The sequence below is a fragment of the Achromobacter sp. F4_2707 genome (assembly GCF_047501535.1).
Lineage (GTDB): Bacteria > Pseudomonadota > Gammaproteobacteria > Burkholderiales > Burkholderiaceae_B > Yanghanlia.
In genome coordinates this window covers 116,632-133,507 of record NZ_JAZDRJ010000006.1, presented here as the reverse complement: position 1 = coordinate 133,507, position 16,876 = coordinate 116,632, and the positions used below count along the sequence as shown (strand labels likewise).

The 16,876-nt window shown below is 58.6% G+C and carries 13 protein-coding genes; 5 read left to right on the top strand and 8 right to left on the bottom strand.

Annotated elements, in window-relative coordinates:
* Positions 1-145: 145 nt before the first annotated feature.
* The 4 genes from VRY85_RS07755 to VRY85_RS07740 all read right to left on the bottom strand — a co-directional run bounded on the left by VRY85_RS07755 (position 146) and on the right by VRY85_RS07740 (position 5,149).
* Entirely contained in the window at positions 146-910 is a 765-nt protein-coding gene (locus VRY85_RS07755; RefSeq protein WP_414598011.1) for an ABC transporter ATP-binding protein, read from the bottom strand.
* Positions 907-2,784: an ABC transporter permease subunit gene (locus VRY85_RS07750; RefSeq protein ID WP_414598010.1), complete on the bottom strand. Its 1,878-nt coding sequence runs from the start codon at positions 2,782-2,784 to the stop codon at positions 907-909. The genes VRY85_RS07755 and VRY85_RS07750 overlap by 4 nt, the downstream gene beginning before the upstream one ends.
* Positions 2,785-2,787: 3 nt before the next feature.
* Positions 2,788-3,825, bottom strand: a complete 1,038-nt coding sequence (locus VRY85_RS07745) for a branched-chain amino acid ABC transporter permease (protein ID WP_414598009.1) — start codon at positions 3,823-3,825, stop codon at positions 2,788-2,790.
* Between the two features lie 151 nt (positions 3,826-3,976).
* A complete protein-coding gene (locus tag VRY85_RS07740; protein WP_414598008.1) occupies positions 3,977-5,149 on the bottom strand; it encodes an ABC transporter substrate-binding protein in 1,173 nt (390 codons plus the stop codon).
* A 261-nt stretch (positions 5,150-5,410) separates the two neighbouring features.
* On the opposite strand from VRY85_RS07740, the gene msrB reads away from it, so the two are divergent.
* Genes msrB through VRY85_RS07720 form a run of 4 tightly spaced genes read left to right on the top strand, consistent with a single transcriptional unit; the run spans position 5,411 to position 7,437 of the window.
* Entirely contained in the window at positions 5,411-5,809 is a 399-nt protein-coding gene (msrB, locus tag VRY85_RS07735) for a peptide-methionine (R)-S-oxide reductase MsrB (protein WP_414598007.1), read from the top strand.
* Entirely contained in the window at positions 5,806-6,381 is a 576-nt protein-coding gene (locus VRY85_RS07730) for a septation protein A (RefSeq protein WP_414598006.1), read from the top strand. The genes msrB and VRY85_RS07730 overlap by 4 nt, the downstream gene beginning before the upstream one ends.
* A 2-nt stretch (positions 6,382-6,383) precedes the next feature.
* The gene (locus tag VRY85_RS07725; protein ID WP_414598005.1) at positions 6,384-6,647 is read left to right on the top strand and encodes a BolA family protein; all 264 of its coding nucleotides are present in this window, start codon (positions 6,384-6,386) and stop codon (positions 6,645-6,647) included.
* Between the two features lie 7 nt (positions 6,648-6,654).
* Complete coding sequence (locus VRY85_RS07720; protein ID WP_414598004.1) at positions 6,655-7,437, top strand: peptidylprolyl isomerase; 783 nt, start codon at positions 6,655-6,657, stop codon at positions 7,435-7,437.
* A 136-nt stretch (positions 7,438-7,573) separates the two neighbouring features.
* Here the strand turns inward: VRY85_RS07720 and ligA are convergent, their stop codons facing one another.
* The 3 genes from ligA to smc all read right to left on the bottom strand — a co-directional run bounded on the left by ligA (position 7,574) and on the right by smc (position 14,337).
* Positions 7,574-9,670 carry an NAD-dependent DNA ligase LigA gene (gene ligA, locus VRY85_RS07715; protein ID WP_414598003.1) on the bottom strand — a complete coding sequence of 699 codons (2,097 nt, stop codon included), beginning with the start codon at positions 9,668-9,670 and terminating at the stop codon, positions 7,574-7,576.
* A complete protein-coding gene (locus VRY85_RS07710; protein WP_414598002.1) occupies positions 9,667-10,701 on the bottom strand; it encodes a cell division protein ZipA C-terminal FtsZ-binding domain-containing protein in 1,035 nt (344 codons plus the stop codon). The genes ligA and VRY85_RS07710 overlap by 4 nt, the downstream gene beginning before the upstream one ends.
* 111 nt (positions 10,702-10,812) lie before the next feature.
* Positions 10,813-14,337: a chromosome segregation protein SMC gene (gene smc, locus VRY85_RS07705; protein WP_414598001.1), complete on the bottom strand. Its 3,525-nt coding sequence runs from the start codon at positions 14,335-14,337 to the stop codon at positions 10,813-10,815.
* Between the two features lie 280 nt (positions 14,338-14,617).
* Between smc and lplT the strand changes: the two genes are divergently transcribed.
* The gene (gene lplT, locus VRY85_RS07700; protein ID WP_414598000.1) at positions 14,618-15,925 is read left to right on the top strand and encodes a lysophospholipid transporter LplT; all 1,308 of its coding nucleotides are present in this window, start codon (positions 14,618-14,620) and stop codon (positions 15,923-15,925) included.
* A 36-nt stretch (positions 15,926-15,961) separates the two neighbouring features.
* Here the strand turns inward: lplT and VRY85_RS07695 are convergent, their stop codons facing one another.
* A complete protein-coding gene (locus tag VRY85_RS07695) occupies positions 15,962-16,873 on the bottom strand; it encodes a uracil-DNA glycosylase (RefSeq protein ID WP_414597999.1) in 912 nt (303 codons plus the stop codon).
* Positions 16,874-16,876 lie beyond the last annotated feature (3 nt).

Below are 16,876 nucleotides of genomic sequence, written 5' to 3'. Positions count from 1 at the left end.
ACCGGACATAAAAAAAGCCATCGCATTAGTCTAGAAATGCGATGGCTTTTTTGCTGGGTATAGAGCCCTGGCCTTACGGGCCAGGCGTTACTTCAGCCTATTGCGCAGGTTCAGTTCATTATGTGGGAATCGCAGCAGCCCCGCATCACGCTTTCTTCTTACCCAACCCCAGGTAACTTTCAATCACTCGCGGGTTATCGGCCAGTTCACTCGCTGGCCCTTCCAGAACAACCTCTCCGGTTTCCAGCACATAGCCGTAATCAGCCACCTGCAATGCAGCGCGAGCGTTCTGTTCTACCAGCAAAATGGCCACCCCGGTACTGCGCAAGCGGCCAATGATGTGAAAAATCTCGCGCACGATACGCGGTGCCAAGCCAAGGCTGGGCTCGTCAAGCATGAGTAGGCGCGGCTGGGCCATCAGAGCGCGCCCGACCGCCAGCATCTGCCGTTCGCCGCCGGACAGCGTGCCGGCGTACTGGGTACGACGTTCCTTCAGACGCGGGAACAGCTCATAGACTTCGTCGATGGTATCTCTCCACCCCTTTTGGCCTGCCTTGTGCAAACGAAAACCGCCCAGTAGCAGGTTGTCTTCCACCGTCATGCTGCCAAACAGTTCGCGGCGTTCGGGCACCAACGATATGCCCTCGTCCACCCGCCGCTCAACCTGCCAGCCGCTAATCTCTGCGCCCAAGTATTCAATGGAACCGTTGCTGCTGCCTGAAAGGGGTAATGAGCCCATTAGGGAGTTCAGCAAAGTCGACTTGCCTGCCCCATTGGCGCCGATCACGGTAACAATGCTGCTGCTTTTCACCGCCACATCAACATCGCTGACCGCCGTCACCTTACCGTAACGCGCAGACAGCCCCGTAACCTTCAGAACCGGATCGTGAAAGGTATTTTTGTTTCTCATGCTGAACTCCCTGCCGCCGTAGCAGCAGCGCCCACCCCTTGGGGCGCAGAAGGCTGTTGCGACGCCGCGGCTTCGGGCAAAACATCGAGGTCTTCGTCGATGCCGCCCAAGTAGGCTTCCAGCACTGCGGGATGCACTTGTATTTCTTCAGGCGTGCCTTCGGCGATCTTGGTGCCGAAATCCATCACGACGATGTGGTCGGTCAGGCTCATGACAAAATCCATGTCGTGTTCAACCAGCAGAATGCTCATGTTTTCCTTGCGCAGTTGATCAAGCACTGCGGCAAGTTCCTGTTTCTCCTTGTAGCGCAGCCCGGCCGCCGGCTCATCCAGCAATAGCAGAACCGGGTCGGCCGCCAGTGCGCGGGCGATTTCCAGAATGCGCTGCTGGCCCAGAGCCAGGTTGCCGGCCTCTTCGTAGAGCACATCACCCAGGCCCACGCGCTCAAGCTGAACCGCTGCTTCATGCAGGATTTCCGCTTCGATGGCGCGTTCGGCATGTAAAGCCGCTGCCACAACCCCCACATTACGGCGCAGATGCGCCCCCAGCGCCACGTTTTCCAGCACAGTCATGGTGGGTAGAAGTTGCACGTGCTGAAACGTGCGCCCCACACCCAGCCGGGAAATCTCACGGGCAGGCAGCGTGTCCAGACGTTCATTCATAAAGCGCACGCTGCCGCGGGTAGGTTTGTACACCCCTGTAATCAGGTTAAAGGTCGTGCTCTTACCGGCGCCGTTAGGGCCGATCAGGCCCATGATTTCGCCACCGCGCAACTTGAAGCTGACGTCGTTCACCGCTACCAGACCGCCGAACTCCTTACGCAGTTCTTCAACTTCTAGCACCACTGCGCCCGGCTCTGGACGAGGCCGCTGCGCCAGCGCCGGCGCGACGGGAGGCGCTTCACGTTGCTGGGCGTGAGCCCCACCGCGAATCCTTTGCCAGCCATGCGCCAGAATTGGAAACACGCCGCCTCGCGCATACTGCAAGACCAATATCATCAGCACGCCAAAAACAATTAGCTCGAAATTGGTGTTGCTGCCAAAGATCACAGGCAGGACATTCTGCAACTGGTCTTTCAGAGTCAGGATGAGGGCTGCCCCTACCACGGCGCCCCAGACACTGCTGGCGCCGCCCACCACTGCCATGAAAAGGTATTCAATGCCGTAGTTCAAGCCAAAAGGGCTGGGGCTGACGGCCCTTTGCATGTGGGCGTAGAGCCAGCCCGACAGGCAGGCCAGCAAGGCGGCATAAACAAACACAATGGTCTTGTAGCGCGCCGTATCCACACCGAAGGACTCGGCCATATCCTGCCCACTTCTGAGCGCACGAATCGCCCGGCCTGGCCGCGAGTCCAGCAGATTACGTGTGCCCCACAGGCCCAGCAGTACGCAGGCCCAGATCAGGTAATAAATATTGCGCCCATCCGCCAGCGAGATGCCAAAAAATTCCAGAGGTTGAATCCCTGCAATCCCATCGTGTTGGCCCAGGAAGGACAAATTACCAAACACGTAATACAGGGACAGACCCCAGGCCAACGTGCCCAGCGACAAGAAATGGCCCGACAACCGCAAGGTAATAGCGCCCAGCGCGTAAGCGGCGATGAAGGTCACGCCCAATGCGACAGGCAATGCCAGCCAGGGCGACCAGCTCAGGGCCGTTGTCAGCCACGCGGTGGTGTAGGCTCCCATGCCCACAAACGCCGCTTGGCCAAAAGATGTCAAGCCGCTCACCCCTGTCATGAGCACCAGGCCCAATACCACCAGGCTGGCCAGACCGACATAATTCAGATGAGTGATCCAGAACGCCGGCGTCACCGGCAATATAGGTAGCAGGGCTATCGCCGCAACGACAATGAATAACAATCTGCGGTTCATGGCTCAGGCCTCGTCATCAATATGTTTGGAACCAAAGGAACGCCACAGCAATACCGGAATGATCAGTGTGAACACAATGACTTCCTTCCAGGCGCTGGCCCAGAATGACGAGAACGATTCCAGCACGCCTACCCCCATCGCGCCTATGGCGGCAATGGGATAGCTGAGCAGCCCGCCGAAAATGCCCGCTACAAAGCCTTTCAAGCCGATCAAAAAGCCAGTGTCGTAATAAATGGTGGTCACCGGCGCGATCAGCATGCCAGACAGCGCGCCAATCGCTGCGGCCAGCGTGAATGTCAGGCTGCCCGACATATTTGTGCTAATGCCCATTAAGCGGGCGCCACGCCGGTTGACGGCAGTGGCGCGCAACGCCTTGCCATGCAGGGTGCGGCCAAAAAACAGCCACAAAGCCGTAATCAGCACTACACACGTGCCCAGCACAAAAAAGGTCTGTGCCGACCAGCTCACCGGCCCCATATCCACCTGCCCTTCAACAAAAGGCGGTGTGCGCCAGCCCTCAGCGCCGAAAAACGCCAGGGCCAGGCCTGTCATGGCAAAGTGCAGCGCCACTGAAATAATGAGCAGAACCAGCACACTGGCTTCCGCCACCGGCTGATAAACCAGGCGGTACAACATGGGTCCCATGGGCACAACCAGTGCCAGGGAGAACAATACGTTCAGCCATAAAGGTGTGTCCTTGGCCACCACGTAGGGCGCCAGCGCATACAAGGCCAGCGGCAACCCAAGCGTCCAAACGGCGGTGCGGCCTAGCCCCTGCCATTGTCGGGTACGCCCGGCGGCAATCAGCTCACTCAGAAACACCAGGGCGCCAAGAATGAGCAACATGGCCACAGTGCCCGGCGTCTGGCCATCAACCATAAACGCCAGGGTCAGTGCGCCAAAGGCAACGAACTCACCTTGGGGAATAAAAATAATGCGTGTAACGAGAAAGACCAGCACCAGCGCCAGCCCGAGCAGCGCGTAGATGGCCCCGTTCATCACGCCATCCTGTAGAAGGATAAGAATGATTGTTGTATCCATTGCGGATGACACCTGGATAGCGGGCGGCGGCATGCGCCCCGCTTGGCATTGAAATCAGACGGACGGCGTCTGTATAAGAACAGAGGCCGTCCGCCATGGAATACTGGGAAGAAAACCGGCCCATTCGCAAAGGAGGGCCGGTATCAGGCGATTACTGCAGATCAGGCTGGTATGTCCATTTGCCATCCACAACCTTCACCATGACACGCGCGCGTTCGTCAAGACCTGCGTGATCGTCAGCCGACATATTGAATACGCCTTGTGACGCGGCGAGATCTTTAGTTTGCTCAATGGCATCGCGCAATGCCTTACGGAATTCCACCGTACCGGGCTTGGCGCCAGTTTCGAGCGCCACAGGAATAGCGGCTTCAATCACCATGCCGGCATCCCACAAGTGGCCGCCGAACGTGCTGATGCTGCCTGGGCCGTACTTGGCTTCATATTTATTCTTGTAATCGAGGGCGGTTTGTTTGACTGGATTGTCGTCCGGCAGTTGCTCAGCCACCAGCAACGGACCCGCAGGCAGGTACATGTCGTTGCAATCCTTGCCACAGACGCGCAGGACATCGTTGTTGGCCGCACCGTGAGTCTGGTACATGATGCCCTTGTAGCCGCGGTTCTTGAGCTCACTTTGTGGCAAGGCCACGGGTGTACCCGAACCGGCTACCAGAATGCCGTCGGGCTTGGCGGCGATAAGCTTAAGCACTTGGCCCGTTACGCTGGTATCGGGGCGGGCATAGCGTTCTACCGCCACGATTTTGATCCCTTGCGCTTCGGCAGCGGCTGTCATTTCTTCCAGCCAACCTTCGCCGTAGGCATCGTTATAGCCAATGAAACCCAAGGTTTTGACGCCATGCTTGACCATGCTCTTGGCCAGGGCATCCGCCATAAGGCGGTCGTTTTGGGGTGTTTTGAACGCCCAGATGCGCGGGCCTTCGACAGGCTCGACAATGCGGGCATTGGCCGCAACGCTGATCATAGGAGTCTGGGTTTCGGCGGCGACATCCACCATGGCGATGGAACCCGGGCTGGCCGTTGTACCAATGACCACGTCGACGTTGTCGTCCGTGACAAGCTTGCGCATATTACGCACAGCGATAGTCGGGTCAGTGGCGTCGTCCAGAACGATGTATTCGACCTTCTGCCCCGCAATTTCTGTGGGAAGCAGTGAGACCGTATTGCGTTCGGGAATGCCCAGCGAAGCGGCGGGCCCCGTGCTGGAAACCGTCACGCCGACCTTGACCTGCGCAAAGGCCGCCAGCGGCAGGGTTAGCGCCAGTGCGCCGGCCAATATCGAAAATCGGTTGAACTGCTTACGTTTCATTGGTTTTTATCTATAAGGAAAAGATGTTATACAAAAAATTACCCACAACGCGGCAGCTTAGCATAGGAGCCAAGGCCTCTTGCATAGGTGTTTTCCAGTGAAGCCGTGGTGTTTACACAGCTAAAACCGTCAGGTTTTTCCTCTAACATCAATTAGGTTCCCACCAATTTGATTCCAGGTTTTACCGTCGGGAACCATTGGAAGAGATAGAAGTCGATTAACATGTACCTCTTTCCTTCCTGATACGGAGACACCTTCAACGTGAAGAAGCTCACACGGTCTGAAGAAGAGTGGCAGGCGCTCCTGTCACCTGAAGAATATTACGTCGCCCGGCGCAAGGGTACGGAACGCCCGTTCACGGGCCGCTACTGGGACACTTTCACCCCCGGCATTTATCGCTGCGTTGGCTGCGGCACCCCCTTGTTCGCATCCGATACCAAATTCGATGCCGGTTGCGGCTGGCCCAGCTATTTCGAGGCGCTCAACCCCGAAAACATCCGCGAGGAAGCCGACACCAGTCACGGCATGGTGCGCACAGAAGTCCTGTGTAATGTCTGCGACTCTCATCTTGGCCATGTGTTTCCGGATGGCCCGCCACCTACCGGCCTGCGCTATTGCATCAACTCGCTTGCGCTGAATTTCGAGCCTGAAGAAGAATGAAGAAATTCCTATTCGACCTGTTCCCGCTTATCCTGTTTTTCATCGCATTCCGGGTGGCCGACATTTACACGGCCACCGCGGTAGCGATCGCAGCCGGGGTGTTGCAATTCGCCTGGCTGAAGCTGCGTGGAAAAACCATCGAAACCATGCACTGGATCAACCTCGGTGTGATTGTCGTTTTTGGCGGCGCCACCCTGTTTTTCCACAACGACGCTTTCATCAAATGGAAGCCCACCGTGCTTTATTGGATTTTCGGCGCTGCGCTGCTGGGCGGAAAATGGCTGTTCAAACGCAACTTCCTGCAAAAATTGATGGGCGGGCAGATTGAACTGCCCCCGGTCGCCTGGGACAGGCTCAATTTCAGTTGGGCGGGCTTCTTCCTGGTTTGCGGCGCTCTCAATCTGTATGTCGCCTTCTCCGGCCGGTTCACAGAATCTCAATGGGTGAACTTCAAGGTCTTCGGCCTGATGATACTCATGATCGTCTTCGTGATCGGCCAGTCCCTCTGGATGGCCCGTTACATGAAAGATGATTCTGAAGCCCCCCGCCTGCCCCAGGAACCCAAGCAATAACCATGACTACTGATCGTATTCAACTTCTGCGCGAGCGCCTGTCGGCGCTCGACCCCGTCGAACTGGAAATCATCGACGAATCCCATCTGCACATCGGCCATGCCGGTAGTCGCGATGGCGCCGGCCATTACCGCGTCAAAATTGTGTCACCCCGTTTTGAAGGGCTGCGTGCTGTCGCCAGCCACCGGCTTGTGTATGATCTCGTCCACGATTTAATGCCACATCCCATTCACGCTCTGGCCATAGACGCCAAGGCAACAACCTGAGGACTACATGAAGAGACTCGCCGTACTCGCCGCTGCCTGCGCACTGGCTTTTCCGCTCCATGCCAAGCAAATCGCTTCCGTTAACGGGCAGACCATCACTGACGAACAACTGAATCAGTTTGTCTCGCTGCTGGTCGATCAAGGTGCACAGGATTCTCCTGAACTGCGCGAACAAGTCAAACAAGAGATGATCCACCGTCTGGTGGCTGTGCAAGCCGCTGAAAAGGCCGGCATCGACAAGCGCGCCAACGTCGCCCAGGAAATTGAACTGGCTCGCCAGGGTATTCTGGTGCGTGCGCTGATCTCCGACCACCTTGAGAAGAACCCGATTGACGACAAAAAGCTCAAGACGGAATACGACAAAATTAAAGCGGCGCAACCCGAGCGCAAGGAATACAAGGTGCGCCACATTCTGGTGGAAGACCAGAAACAGGCGGAAGACCTGCTTGCTCAGATCAAAGCCAAAAAGGTCAAGTTTGATGAGGCTGCCAAAGAACACTCCATCGACCCGGGCAGTGGCAAAAACGGCGGCGATCTCGGCTGGGCCCCGCCTTCCAATTACGTGCCGGAATTCGCTCAGACAGTTGAAAGCCTGAAGAAAGGTGCGACAGCCGAACAGCCCGTCAAGAGCCAGTTTGGTTGGCATATCATCCAGGTGGAAGACGAGCGCGCAGTAGAGTTTCCCGCTCTCGACAGCATCAAGCCGCAACTGGAAGAAATGCTGCGCCAGCAGCAAGTCGTAGAATTCCAGCAGCAGCTGGTGAAAGACGCCAAAATCAAACAGGACTAAACCCGCTGAAACTCGCCCACGCCTCTTATTGAGGCTTGGGCATTCAACGGCTTTCTACTCCTGGCGGGCAGGCGCTTAGCGCCTTCTGCGATGCACCCCAAAAGTCGGGCAATCAGCCCACCCTTTTGGGGTTTTTTTATTCCTGAGCTAAAAGCGCTTTCAGGCCATCTTCATCCAGTATGGTTACCCCTAAAGTGCGCGCTTTCTCAAGCTTGCTGCCTGCTTCTTCACCCGCCACCACATAAGCGGTTTTGCGCGATACGGAACCGCTGACCTTGCCGCCTGCTGCCATGATATGGCGGGTGGCTTCATCGCGGCTCCAATTGGGCAGTGTGCCTGTGAGCACCAGGGTTTTACCCGCCAGCGGCAGAGCGCCGCCCTGAGGCGCGGCCTCGGCAACAGGTTCGACCCCGGCCTGCTGCAAAGCCTGGATGATTTCCCGATTATGGGGTTCACCAAAAAAGCGCACCACAGAACCCGCCACTACCGGCCCGACATCGCGCACCGCCAGCAAGGCCTCTTCATCCGCTTGCATAATGGCTTCGATCGAACCAAAGTGCAGTGCCAGATCGCGAGCGGTGGTTTCGCCCACATGGCGAATACCCAAGGCGAATAACAAACGACCCAGCTCCGGCTTGCGGGCTTTGTCGATGGCTTTCACCAAATTCTCAGCCGATTTTTGCCCCATACGCTCGTAGGCGGCGAGTTCCAGCACATTAAGCGTGAAGAGGTCGGCCAGTGATTTCACCCGCCCGCTCTCTACCAGCTGATCGACCAGTTTTTCGCCCAGCCCTTCGATATCCAGCGCCTTACGACCTGCCGCATGAGTCAGGCTTTGCTTGCGTTGCGCGGCGCAGAACAGCCCGCCAGTACAGCGCGTAGCGGCCTCGTCTTCCAGGCGTTCCACAGCCGAACCACAGACAGGGCAGCTCTGGGGCATATGGAAGGGGCGTGCGTCGGCCGGGCGCAGCTCGGCAATCGAAGCCACAATTTCCGGTATGACGTCCCCCGCCCGGCGCACCACGACCGTATCTCCAATATAGATACCTTTGCGGCGGATTTCATCTTCATTGTGCAAGGTCGCGTTGGTGACGGTCACCCCGCCCACAAAGACCGGCTTCAAGCGCGCCACGGGGGTCAATGCGCCCGTGCGGCCCACCTGTACGTCGATATCCAGCACAACCGTGTTTTCTTCTTGGGCCGGAAACTTGTGAGCCACGGCATAGCGCGGTGCGCGCGCCACATAGCCCAACACGCTTTGCGCCTCAAGCGAATCCACCTTGTAAACCAGGCCGTCAATCTCAAACTGCAGCGTCGCGCGCTGAGCGCTGATCTCTTCGTAGTAAGCCAGCAAGCCTTCCACGCCACGCACACGACGACGCAAATCATTCACTGGCAAGCCCAGGCTGGCAAACCAGTCCAACATGCCGGCATGCGTATCACGCGGCATGGCGGCGTCGCCGGCTTCCTGATTGAACAGATCCAGTTCACCACTGGCTTGGCGTAAGCGGATCTCGCCCCAGCCATAAGCGAAGAAACGCAAGGGGCGGGTGGCGGTAATGCGGGGGTCTAGCTGGCGCAGGCTGCCGGCAGCGGCATTGCGCGGGTTGACGAACACCTTTTCGCGGCGCTGGCGCTGCTGTTCGTTGAGCCGTTCAAAATCCTGATGCGTCATCAGCATTTCGCCCCGGACTTCCAGCACTTCAGGAATGTCGTCTCCTTGCAGGCGCAAGGGCACGGAACGCACGGTGCGCACATTGGCGGTGATATCTTCCCCGGTCTGACCATCGCCGCGCGTAGCGGCCTGCACCAGCAAGCCGCGCTCGTAACGCAAGCTGACCGCCAACCCGTCAAACTTGAGTTCAGCCATGTACTCGACCTGGCCGCCCGGCGGCATTAGCCCGGCAGCCTGCAAGGCTTCAGAATTGCGGCGGTCAAACGCCGCCACATCGTCCGCCTCGAAGGCATTACCCAAAGAACGCATGACCACTGCATGACGCACGCTGCCAAACGCCGACAAGGGCGCGGCACCGACTCTCTGGGTGGGCGAATACGGTGTGATGAGATCCGGGTGCGCGTCTTCCAGCGCCGCCAGCTCGTTCATCATGCGGTCGTACTCGGCATCGGATACCAGCGGAGCGTTCAGCACATAGTACTGATGGTTATGCCGGTCTATTTCGCGACGCAGAGCCTCTATTTTCTGCGTCACGGATTGCACTTCATTTTGCTTCACGAGAACAGCCTTGCCGTGCGGAATTCACCCGGTATAAAGCCGGACTCTACTAATTGTTGGTAGCGCGCCTGCAGTTGTTCGTCAATGGCCTGGTCGGCGCCGTCGGCCACCGGGCGGCCTTGGTCGTCAAGCAGTTGGCCATCGAGATTGGCTGCCAAATGCCGGCCTACGCTGGCCATGCGGCTAAAGGCTTGGTCGTCGGCGGGGCTGTTGGGCAGATCAAGCAGCAGTTCAACACGATCTACTCCCGCAGACTGCACTTCTCCCGGCAAACGGCCGTTAAACAAGGCGGTAAAACGCGGAATACCCTGTTCGGCCATCCACGCCAACTGCTGCCCGTGCCGCAGAAAACCGGCTTCTTCGAGGGCACGGCTGACATCCGCCACCGATAATGCGCCGGGCAGTTGCAGGGCCAAGCCCACCATGGCGTCCAATTCGGCGCATACGGCGTCCAGACGACGGGCCCGCTCAACGACCTCATTCTGCTCCGGGCCTTCCGTTGAGCCGTCGAAGCGCTCTGCTAGACCCTGGGCAATCGTCCATAACTCCGACCACTCTATTTCAGACAGCGGGCCGCTACGGTTGGCAAGCAACACAGCCAGTTGCATGGAAACGTAGTTTTCCTTAGGCCGCAAGCTGGCGCGATGCCCACCGCCTTCTTTTTCGGCAAATATCCGCACAGGCTTAGTACCCACCTTCCGAATCGCGTGGATGGCGGCATGCAGCTGCTCACTCGGAACCGGCTGAGCAAAGCTGATATCAATGACCACTTCGGTCGTTGGGTCAACCTCGGCAGGGTCATCATCGCTTTCGGTCACTACGCCAGGGGCTTCTGTAGCGCCCAAACCCGGCTCGCGGCGCGTTCGAGCCATCACCGGCGCCTCCGTGCCAAGCAGCGGGTCGCTTTCGCGCTCTGGGAACTGTTCCTGCATTTGTTTACGTATGCGCCAATCCTGCCACCAGTTAAACAGCAGCACCAGCAAGATGAGCACTACGCCCAGCAGAATCAAACCGATTTGTAGATCACTCATTTTCAGCCCCGTGAAGAACTCTGGCCCGGCAGCCTTATTGCCTTTATTTTTGAGAATGCGCTTGGCAGCGCATGCGAAAGTTCACGATATTGCTTCATACAGGCATTCCGTTCAAGCCTCAGCCAACTGCAGGGCCGACTCGATATCGACCGCAACAATGCGCGACACGCCCTGCTCCTGCATCGTAACGCCTATCAGTTGCTTCGCCATCTGCATGGCGATCTTATTGTGTGAAATGAAAAGAAACTGAGTGTGTTCACTCATGCTGCTGACCAAATTGGCATAGCGCTCGGTATTGGCATCGTCAAGCGGCGCGTCGACTTCGTCAAGCAGGCAGAACGGCGCCGGGTTCAGTTTGAACAACGCGAATACCAGCGCTGTGGCCGTTAGCGCTTTTTCGCCGCCGGACAGCAGGTGAATGGTGCTGTTGCGCTTGCCCGGCGGCTGGGCCATCACCTGCACCCCCGCATCGAGCAGATCCTCGCCGGTGATGATGAGTTTGGCTTCGCCACCCCCAAACAAGCGCGGAAACAGTTCGCCAAAATGCGCGTTCACGGCGTTGAACGTGTCTTGCAACAACTGGCGGGATTCCCGGTCGATTTTGCGAATGGCATCTTCAAGGGTTTCAATCGCCAGCATCAGGTCGGCATGCTGGCTATCCAGAAAGCCTTTGCGTTCCTTGGCTGCGGTCAGCTCATCAAGCGCGGCCAGGTTGACAGGCCCAAGGGCGTCTACCGCCCGAGAAACGCGCTGTACTTCGGATTGCAGCCAGCTCACACGCTGCCACTCCTCGGGCTGCTCGGCCAGCATCCGCCGCAATTCGGCCCGGTCAACCTGAGCGGCGTCCAGCTGTTCAGCAAATTGTTCGACCGACAGCCGGGCTGCCTGCTCCTGAAGCTGAAGTTCGGTAATGCGGGCCCGTAAAGGCTCCAGAGACTGTTCGATCTTCAGCCTTTCCTCATCGGCGCCACGCAAAGTGGCGGCAATATTGTCGAGCTCAATACGCGCTTGGCCCAACGCCTCTTCACACGCAGCGCGTTGTTCCAAGGCGTCCTGCAAACCCGCCTGCGCGGCTTCGGCATCCAGCTCGAACAGCTCGCCCTGCAAGCCTTCCAAGTCGGCGCTCGCTCGGCGCTCCTGCTCTTCGGCCAACTGGCGGGTGCGCTGCAAATCGTCATGACGGGCCTGCAGAGCACGTTCCGCGTATTCAGCTTCCTGGGCCTGACGTTCGAGGTCGCGTAGGCGCTGACGTGCGGCTTCGGCCTGTTCGTGCAGCGTCTCGCCGGAGATTTCTGCTTCGGAAAACTGCGCCTGCCACTCAGCCAATTGCTCATCCAGCGACTCAAAGCGCTCTTCCGCCTCAGCCCGTTGGGCGGCCAATTCTTCCATCTGCATGCGGATCTCATCGAGATCGGCACGCAAGCGGGCCTGGCGTTCGCCGGTTTGTTCAGCCAGTTGGCGCAGGCGTGAGTGCTCAAGCTGGACGTCGTGCAGACGCCGGGTGATTTCCGACACCCGCTGCCGCATCGGCCCCATGGCTTGCGACACCTGCTGCCAGGCAGTTTCCGCCCGTGTCACAGCCGATACGGCTTGATCGGCAATCAGTTGCTGAGCTTTGATATCGCGTTGCAGGTGTTCGATTTCCTGCTGCCGCGCCAACAGACCGGCCTGTTCAGAATCGGCTGCGTAGAACCGAATGCCATGGCGGTCGACCAAATGACCTTCCGCCACCACCAGAGCCTGGCCCGGCGCCAAGTCGGCACGCATAGACATAGCCTGAGCAAGGTCGGCGCATATATACACGCCTTGCAGCCATTCATTCAACAAGGTGCGCAGCTCGGCATCGCTGACCCGCAACAACCCGGCCAGTGGTTTGAGCGGCAGTTCGGGCGCCGGTGCGGGCGCAGCCAGAGGCAACTGATAAAGCGCCAGCCGTGCAGGCGGGGCGTCACTGCTTAAAGCAGTGGCCTGATCCAGCTGGCGCAACTCAATGCCGGACATTCGTTCACGCAACACGGATTCCAGAGCGGTTTCCCAGCCTGATTCCACGTGCAAACGCTGCCACAAGCGGCTCAGGCCCGCCAGGCCATGACGTTCCAGCCAGGGCTCCAGGGCGCCTTGCTTCTGCACATCTTCCTGCAAACGACTCAACGCGACCAGCCGGGCCTCTAGCCCCGCCAGCTTGCGAGCTTCTTCTTGTGAAGCCGCCTGCGCCTCACGACGCGCTTCATCCAGAGCGGGCAAGCGGTCTTCGAGTTCGGCCTGCGCAGCCTGCGCTTCCTCAAGCTGATCTTGCATGGCGGAACAATCGCCGGCCAGCCGTTCCAGCAACTGCAAATCGGGCGCGTCCAGGCTGCGCTGTTCTTGCTCCAGCCTTTCACGCCGCAGCTCAAGCGCCTGAATCTGGCGGTCGGCATCGCGTTGCGCCTGCGCCGCCAAGGCGAGGGATTGTTCCACCTTGGCCAGTTCAACCCGCAAGCTGTCGCGCTGCACGGCAGCCTGACGCAGCGATTGCTCAATACCGGGCATGTGTTCGCGCGCATCGTCAACCTGGGCGCGTAACTCTTCGGTGCGGGCGGCGGCGGTTTCTCGTTCTACCTCAAGATCTTCAAGCTGCTGGAGGCAGTGCTGTTGCTGTTGACGCCATTCTTCTTGCTGCGCCGTCAGTTGCTGACGCCGCGCATGCAAGCGGTTGCGCGATTCGCTGACATGCTTGATCTCGGCTTCCAGGCGGCTGACCAGCGCCGAAGCTTCGTACAGTTTGCCCTGTGCCGTGTGCACCGCATCGCTGGCCGCGTAATGCGCCTGCCGCCGCGATTCGAGCGCGCTTTCTCCGGCCCGCATGGCGGCGATGGCAGATTCAAGTTGGGCCTGTGCTTGCTCAATGGCGACTGCCTTGCGCTGGCGTTCCTCACGGGCGGTTTGCTCACGCAGCAGCCACAGCAGGCGCTGCTTGAGCTCGCCTTCTTGCTGCAAGCTGTGATAGCGCTGCGCCACTTCAGCCTGTGCTTCCAGCTTATCCAGATTGGCACCCAATTCGCGCAGGATATCTTCCACCCGAACCAGGTTTTCCCGCGTATCGGCCAAACGATTCGAGGTTTCGCGGCGCCGTTCCTTGTAACGCGACACGCCGGCGGCTTCTTCCAGAAAGATGCGCAGCTCTTCGGGCTTGGCCTCGATCAGCCGGTTAATCATGCCCTGGCCGATAATTGCATAGCCCCGCGCCCCCAGACCGGTGCCCAGGAAAATATCGTGGATGTCGCGCCGCCTGACTTGCTGGCCATTAATGTAATAACTGCTATTGCCGTCTCGTGTCAGCACTCGCCGCACGGATAGCTCCGCATACACGCCCCATTGCCCGGGCACCCGGCCTTCGCTGTTATCGAACACCAGTTCAACGGACGCCCGCCCAGCCGGTTTGCGATTCACCGAACCATTGAAGATGACGTCTTGCATGGATTCGCCGCGCAGTTCCGAAGCCCGAGTTTCGCCCAGAACCCAGCGCACGGCGTCGATGATGTTGGATTTTCCGCAACCATTGGGGCCCACGACTCCAACCAGTTGACTGGGCGTGGGAATGCTCGTCGGATCGACGAAAGACTTGAAGCCCGCGAGTTTGATCTGCGTAAGTCGCACAGTGTTGGAAAGACGGAAAATAATGAGCGGCTGAGACGGTGACTATGATAACCCAGCGCCGCAGCGCCATCGCACCGGAAACACCTGTGACGACGGGTGGATCAGCAAAGCTTCCCGCTTTCCTGCCGCCTCGTCCGACTCCCCTTCAAAAAAACGTTATCATTTTCAGTTGAGAGCCGCCCTGGGCCGCTATACTCAGTAACCTTTGAAACCTTGAGCCACAAATCTGCAGGAAGGCATGCTTCGCTAGTAGTAGGCTGAAGAAACACCTGGATCAGCATTGAACCGAGGATTTTATCTTGTCATGACCGCTCAGGGCTTGTCGTCTCTCGCCGACAATGCCCTGCTAATTGCGGCCATTGCTCTCATCGCTGACCTTCACGGCCCCGACTGGATGGCCCCCATGATGAAATGGTGGTTTGCCCTGGCCTATGTCGCGCTGGCCGCCTTTGTGGGCGCTTTCGCGGATTCTCTCCCCAAGGGCAAGGTGATGTTCATCACTAATGCCATAAAAATGTCGGGCTGTGCCCTTATGTTTGGCTGTCAGAGCCTGGGGCTGACCGAGCAATCACAGTTAGCAGCCGTCTTTGTCGCCTACACACTGGTAGGCATCGGCGCAGCCGCATACTCTCCGGCCAAGTACGGCATTGTTACTGAAATGCTGCCGCCCGACGACTTGGTAAAGGGCAATAGCTGGATAGAAGGCCTGACGGTGCTGTCCATCATTATGGGCACCGTAGTCGGCGGCCTGCTCATCAACCCTACAGTTTCTGAAATGCTGCTGAATGAAACCTGGGTCGGTTCGCTGGTTGATACCCGCAGTGAAGGCGCCATTCTGCTGATTGGCATCGTCTACCTGGCCGCAGCCCTCACCAACCTGGCCATTCCTCGTACCAATGTCACTTACCCACGCCAAGAACGCCATCCAGTTAAGCTGATTGTCGTGTTCTCCGGCTATGTGCGAGTGCTCTGGAAGGACAAACTGGGGCAGATTTCCCTGGCCGTTACCACGCTGTTCTGGGGGGCGGGCGCCACCTTACAGTTCATCGTCATTGAATGGGGCTCACAGCATCTAGGCTACCGGCTCGACCAGTCCTCCATTCTGATGGGCATAGCGGCCGTCGGCACCGTGGTGGGCGCCATGCTGGCAGGCCGGGTGCCCCTGCGCCGCGCGCTTTCCGTGCTGCCCATTGGCGTACTCATGGGCTTGGCCGTCATGTTGATGCCCATCGTCCATGAAAAATGGGCGGTGTATTCGCTGCTCATGCTGGTGGGCGGGTTGTCCGGGTATTTTGTGGTGCCAATGAACGCCCTGCTGCAACACCGTGGTCATGTGCTGCTGTCAGCCGGACATTCGATTGCAGTGCAAAATTTCAATGAGCAATTGAACATTCTGCTCATGCTGGCGCTCTACAGCCTGATGCTGTGGCTGCAATTACCGATCAACGTCATTATCGTGATCTTCGGCACCATGGTCGCTACGCTGATGCTGGTCATCATGCGATGGAACCAGCATCATTTGCGTCAGAACCCAGAACTCTTAAAAAGCATCGGCCAGCACGGCCATGGCCAGGCGCTAAAGCCCTAAGGCCGGGAAGCGGCCGGCCTGGCGCCTCACAGGCGCTCAGCGAGGCAGGTCAACCAACAGGTTGAGGTCGCGCCAGGCTTCAGCCTTCAACTGCCCGTGCAGTAACAAAGCGGCTGGGTGGTGTGTTACCACCAAGGGGATTTCTCGGCCGTCTTCATCGACATAGCGATGAACCTGCTCACGCAAATCATCCAGGTCGGCATCGTGCCCCAACAAGGTGCCGGCTGACACCCTCCCCAGAGCCACCAGACAAGCCGGCTGCAAAAGCCGGATCTGCTGTCTCAGAACAGGCAGACACGCTTCGACCTCAGACGCCTGCGGGCTGCGGTTCCCCATGGGGCGGCATTTCAGCACGTTGGTGAAGTAGGCCGAAGCCTCATCGGCAATACCCACGGATGCCAACATTTCCCGTAGCAGATCGCCGGCACGGCCCTGAAAAGGCCGACCCATGGTGTCGTCATATTCTCCAGGCGCCTCACCGATAAACAGCCACCGGGGCGCTGTTTCAACCCCTTCGCCAAAGACCACCCGCCCCCTGACTTCGTGCAAACCACAGGCCTGACACTGTTCCGCCTGCAGCCGTAGCTCGGGGAGTGTCTCGCCCTGCACAGCGCCAGCCCCAGCGGCTGCCGGTTGCTGTGGTACAGACCCAGGCGCTGCCGCAGGGCGCGAAACGGGCGCGCGCTTCAGCAGCTCTGAAATCAGAGCAGGGTCGCCGCTATGGCGCTGGTCTCTAGGTGTCTCGGAGCGGGGAACGGCAGGCTGATGGAGGCCAGACTGTTCACTAGCAGGCGCGTGCACAGCAGGCGCCTCTGCCGCCTCATGAGCTACCGTCTTTGGGGCGGGCTGCGCAAACGGTTCTGCGCTGAAATGCGCCAGCATCCGCACATCCATGCCAATTTCTAGCAACCAGGCACGCTGGACCGGGCTCAACACAGGTTTTTCCATGAG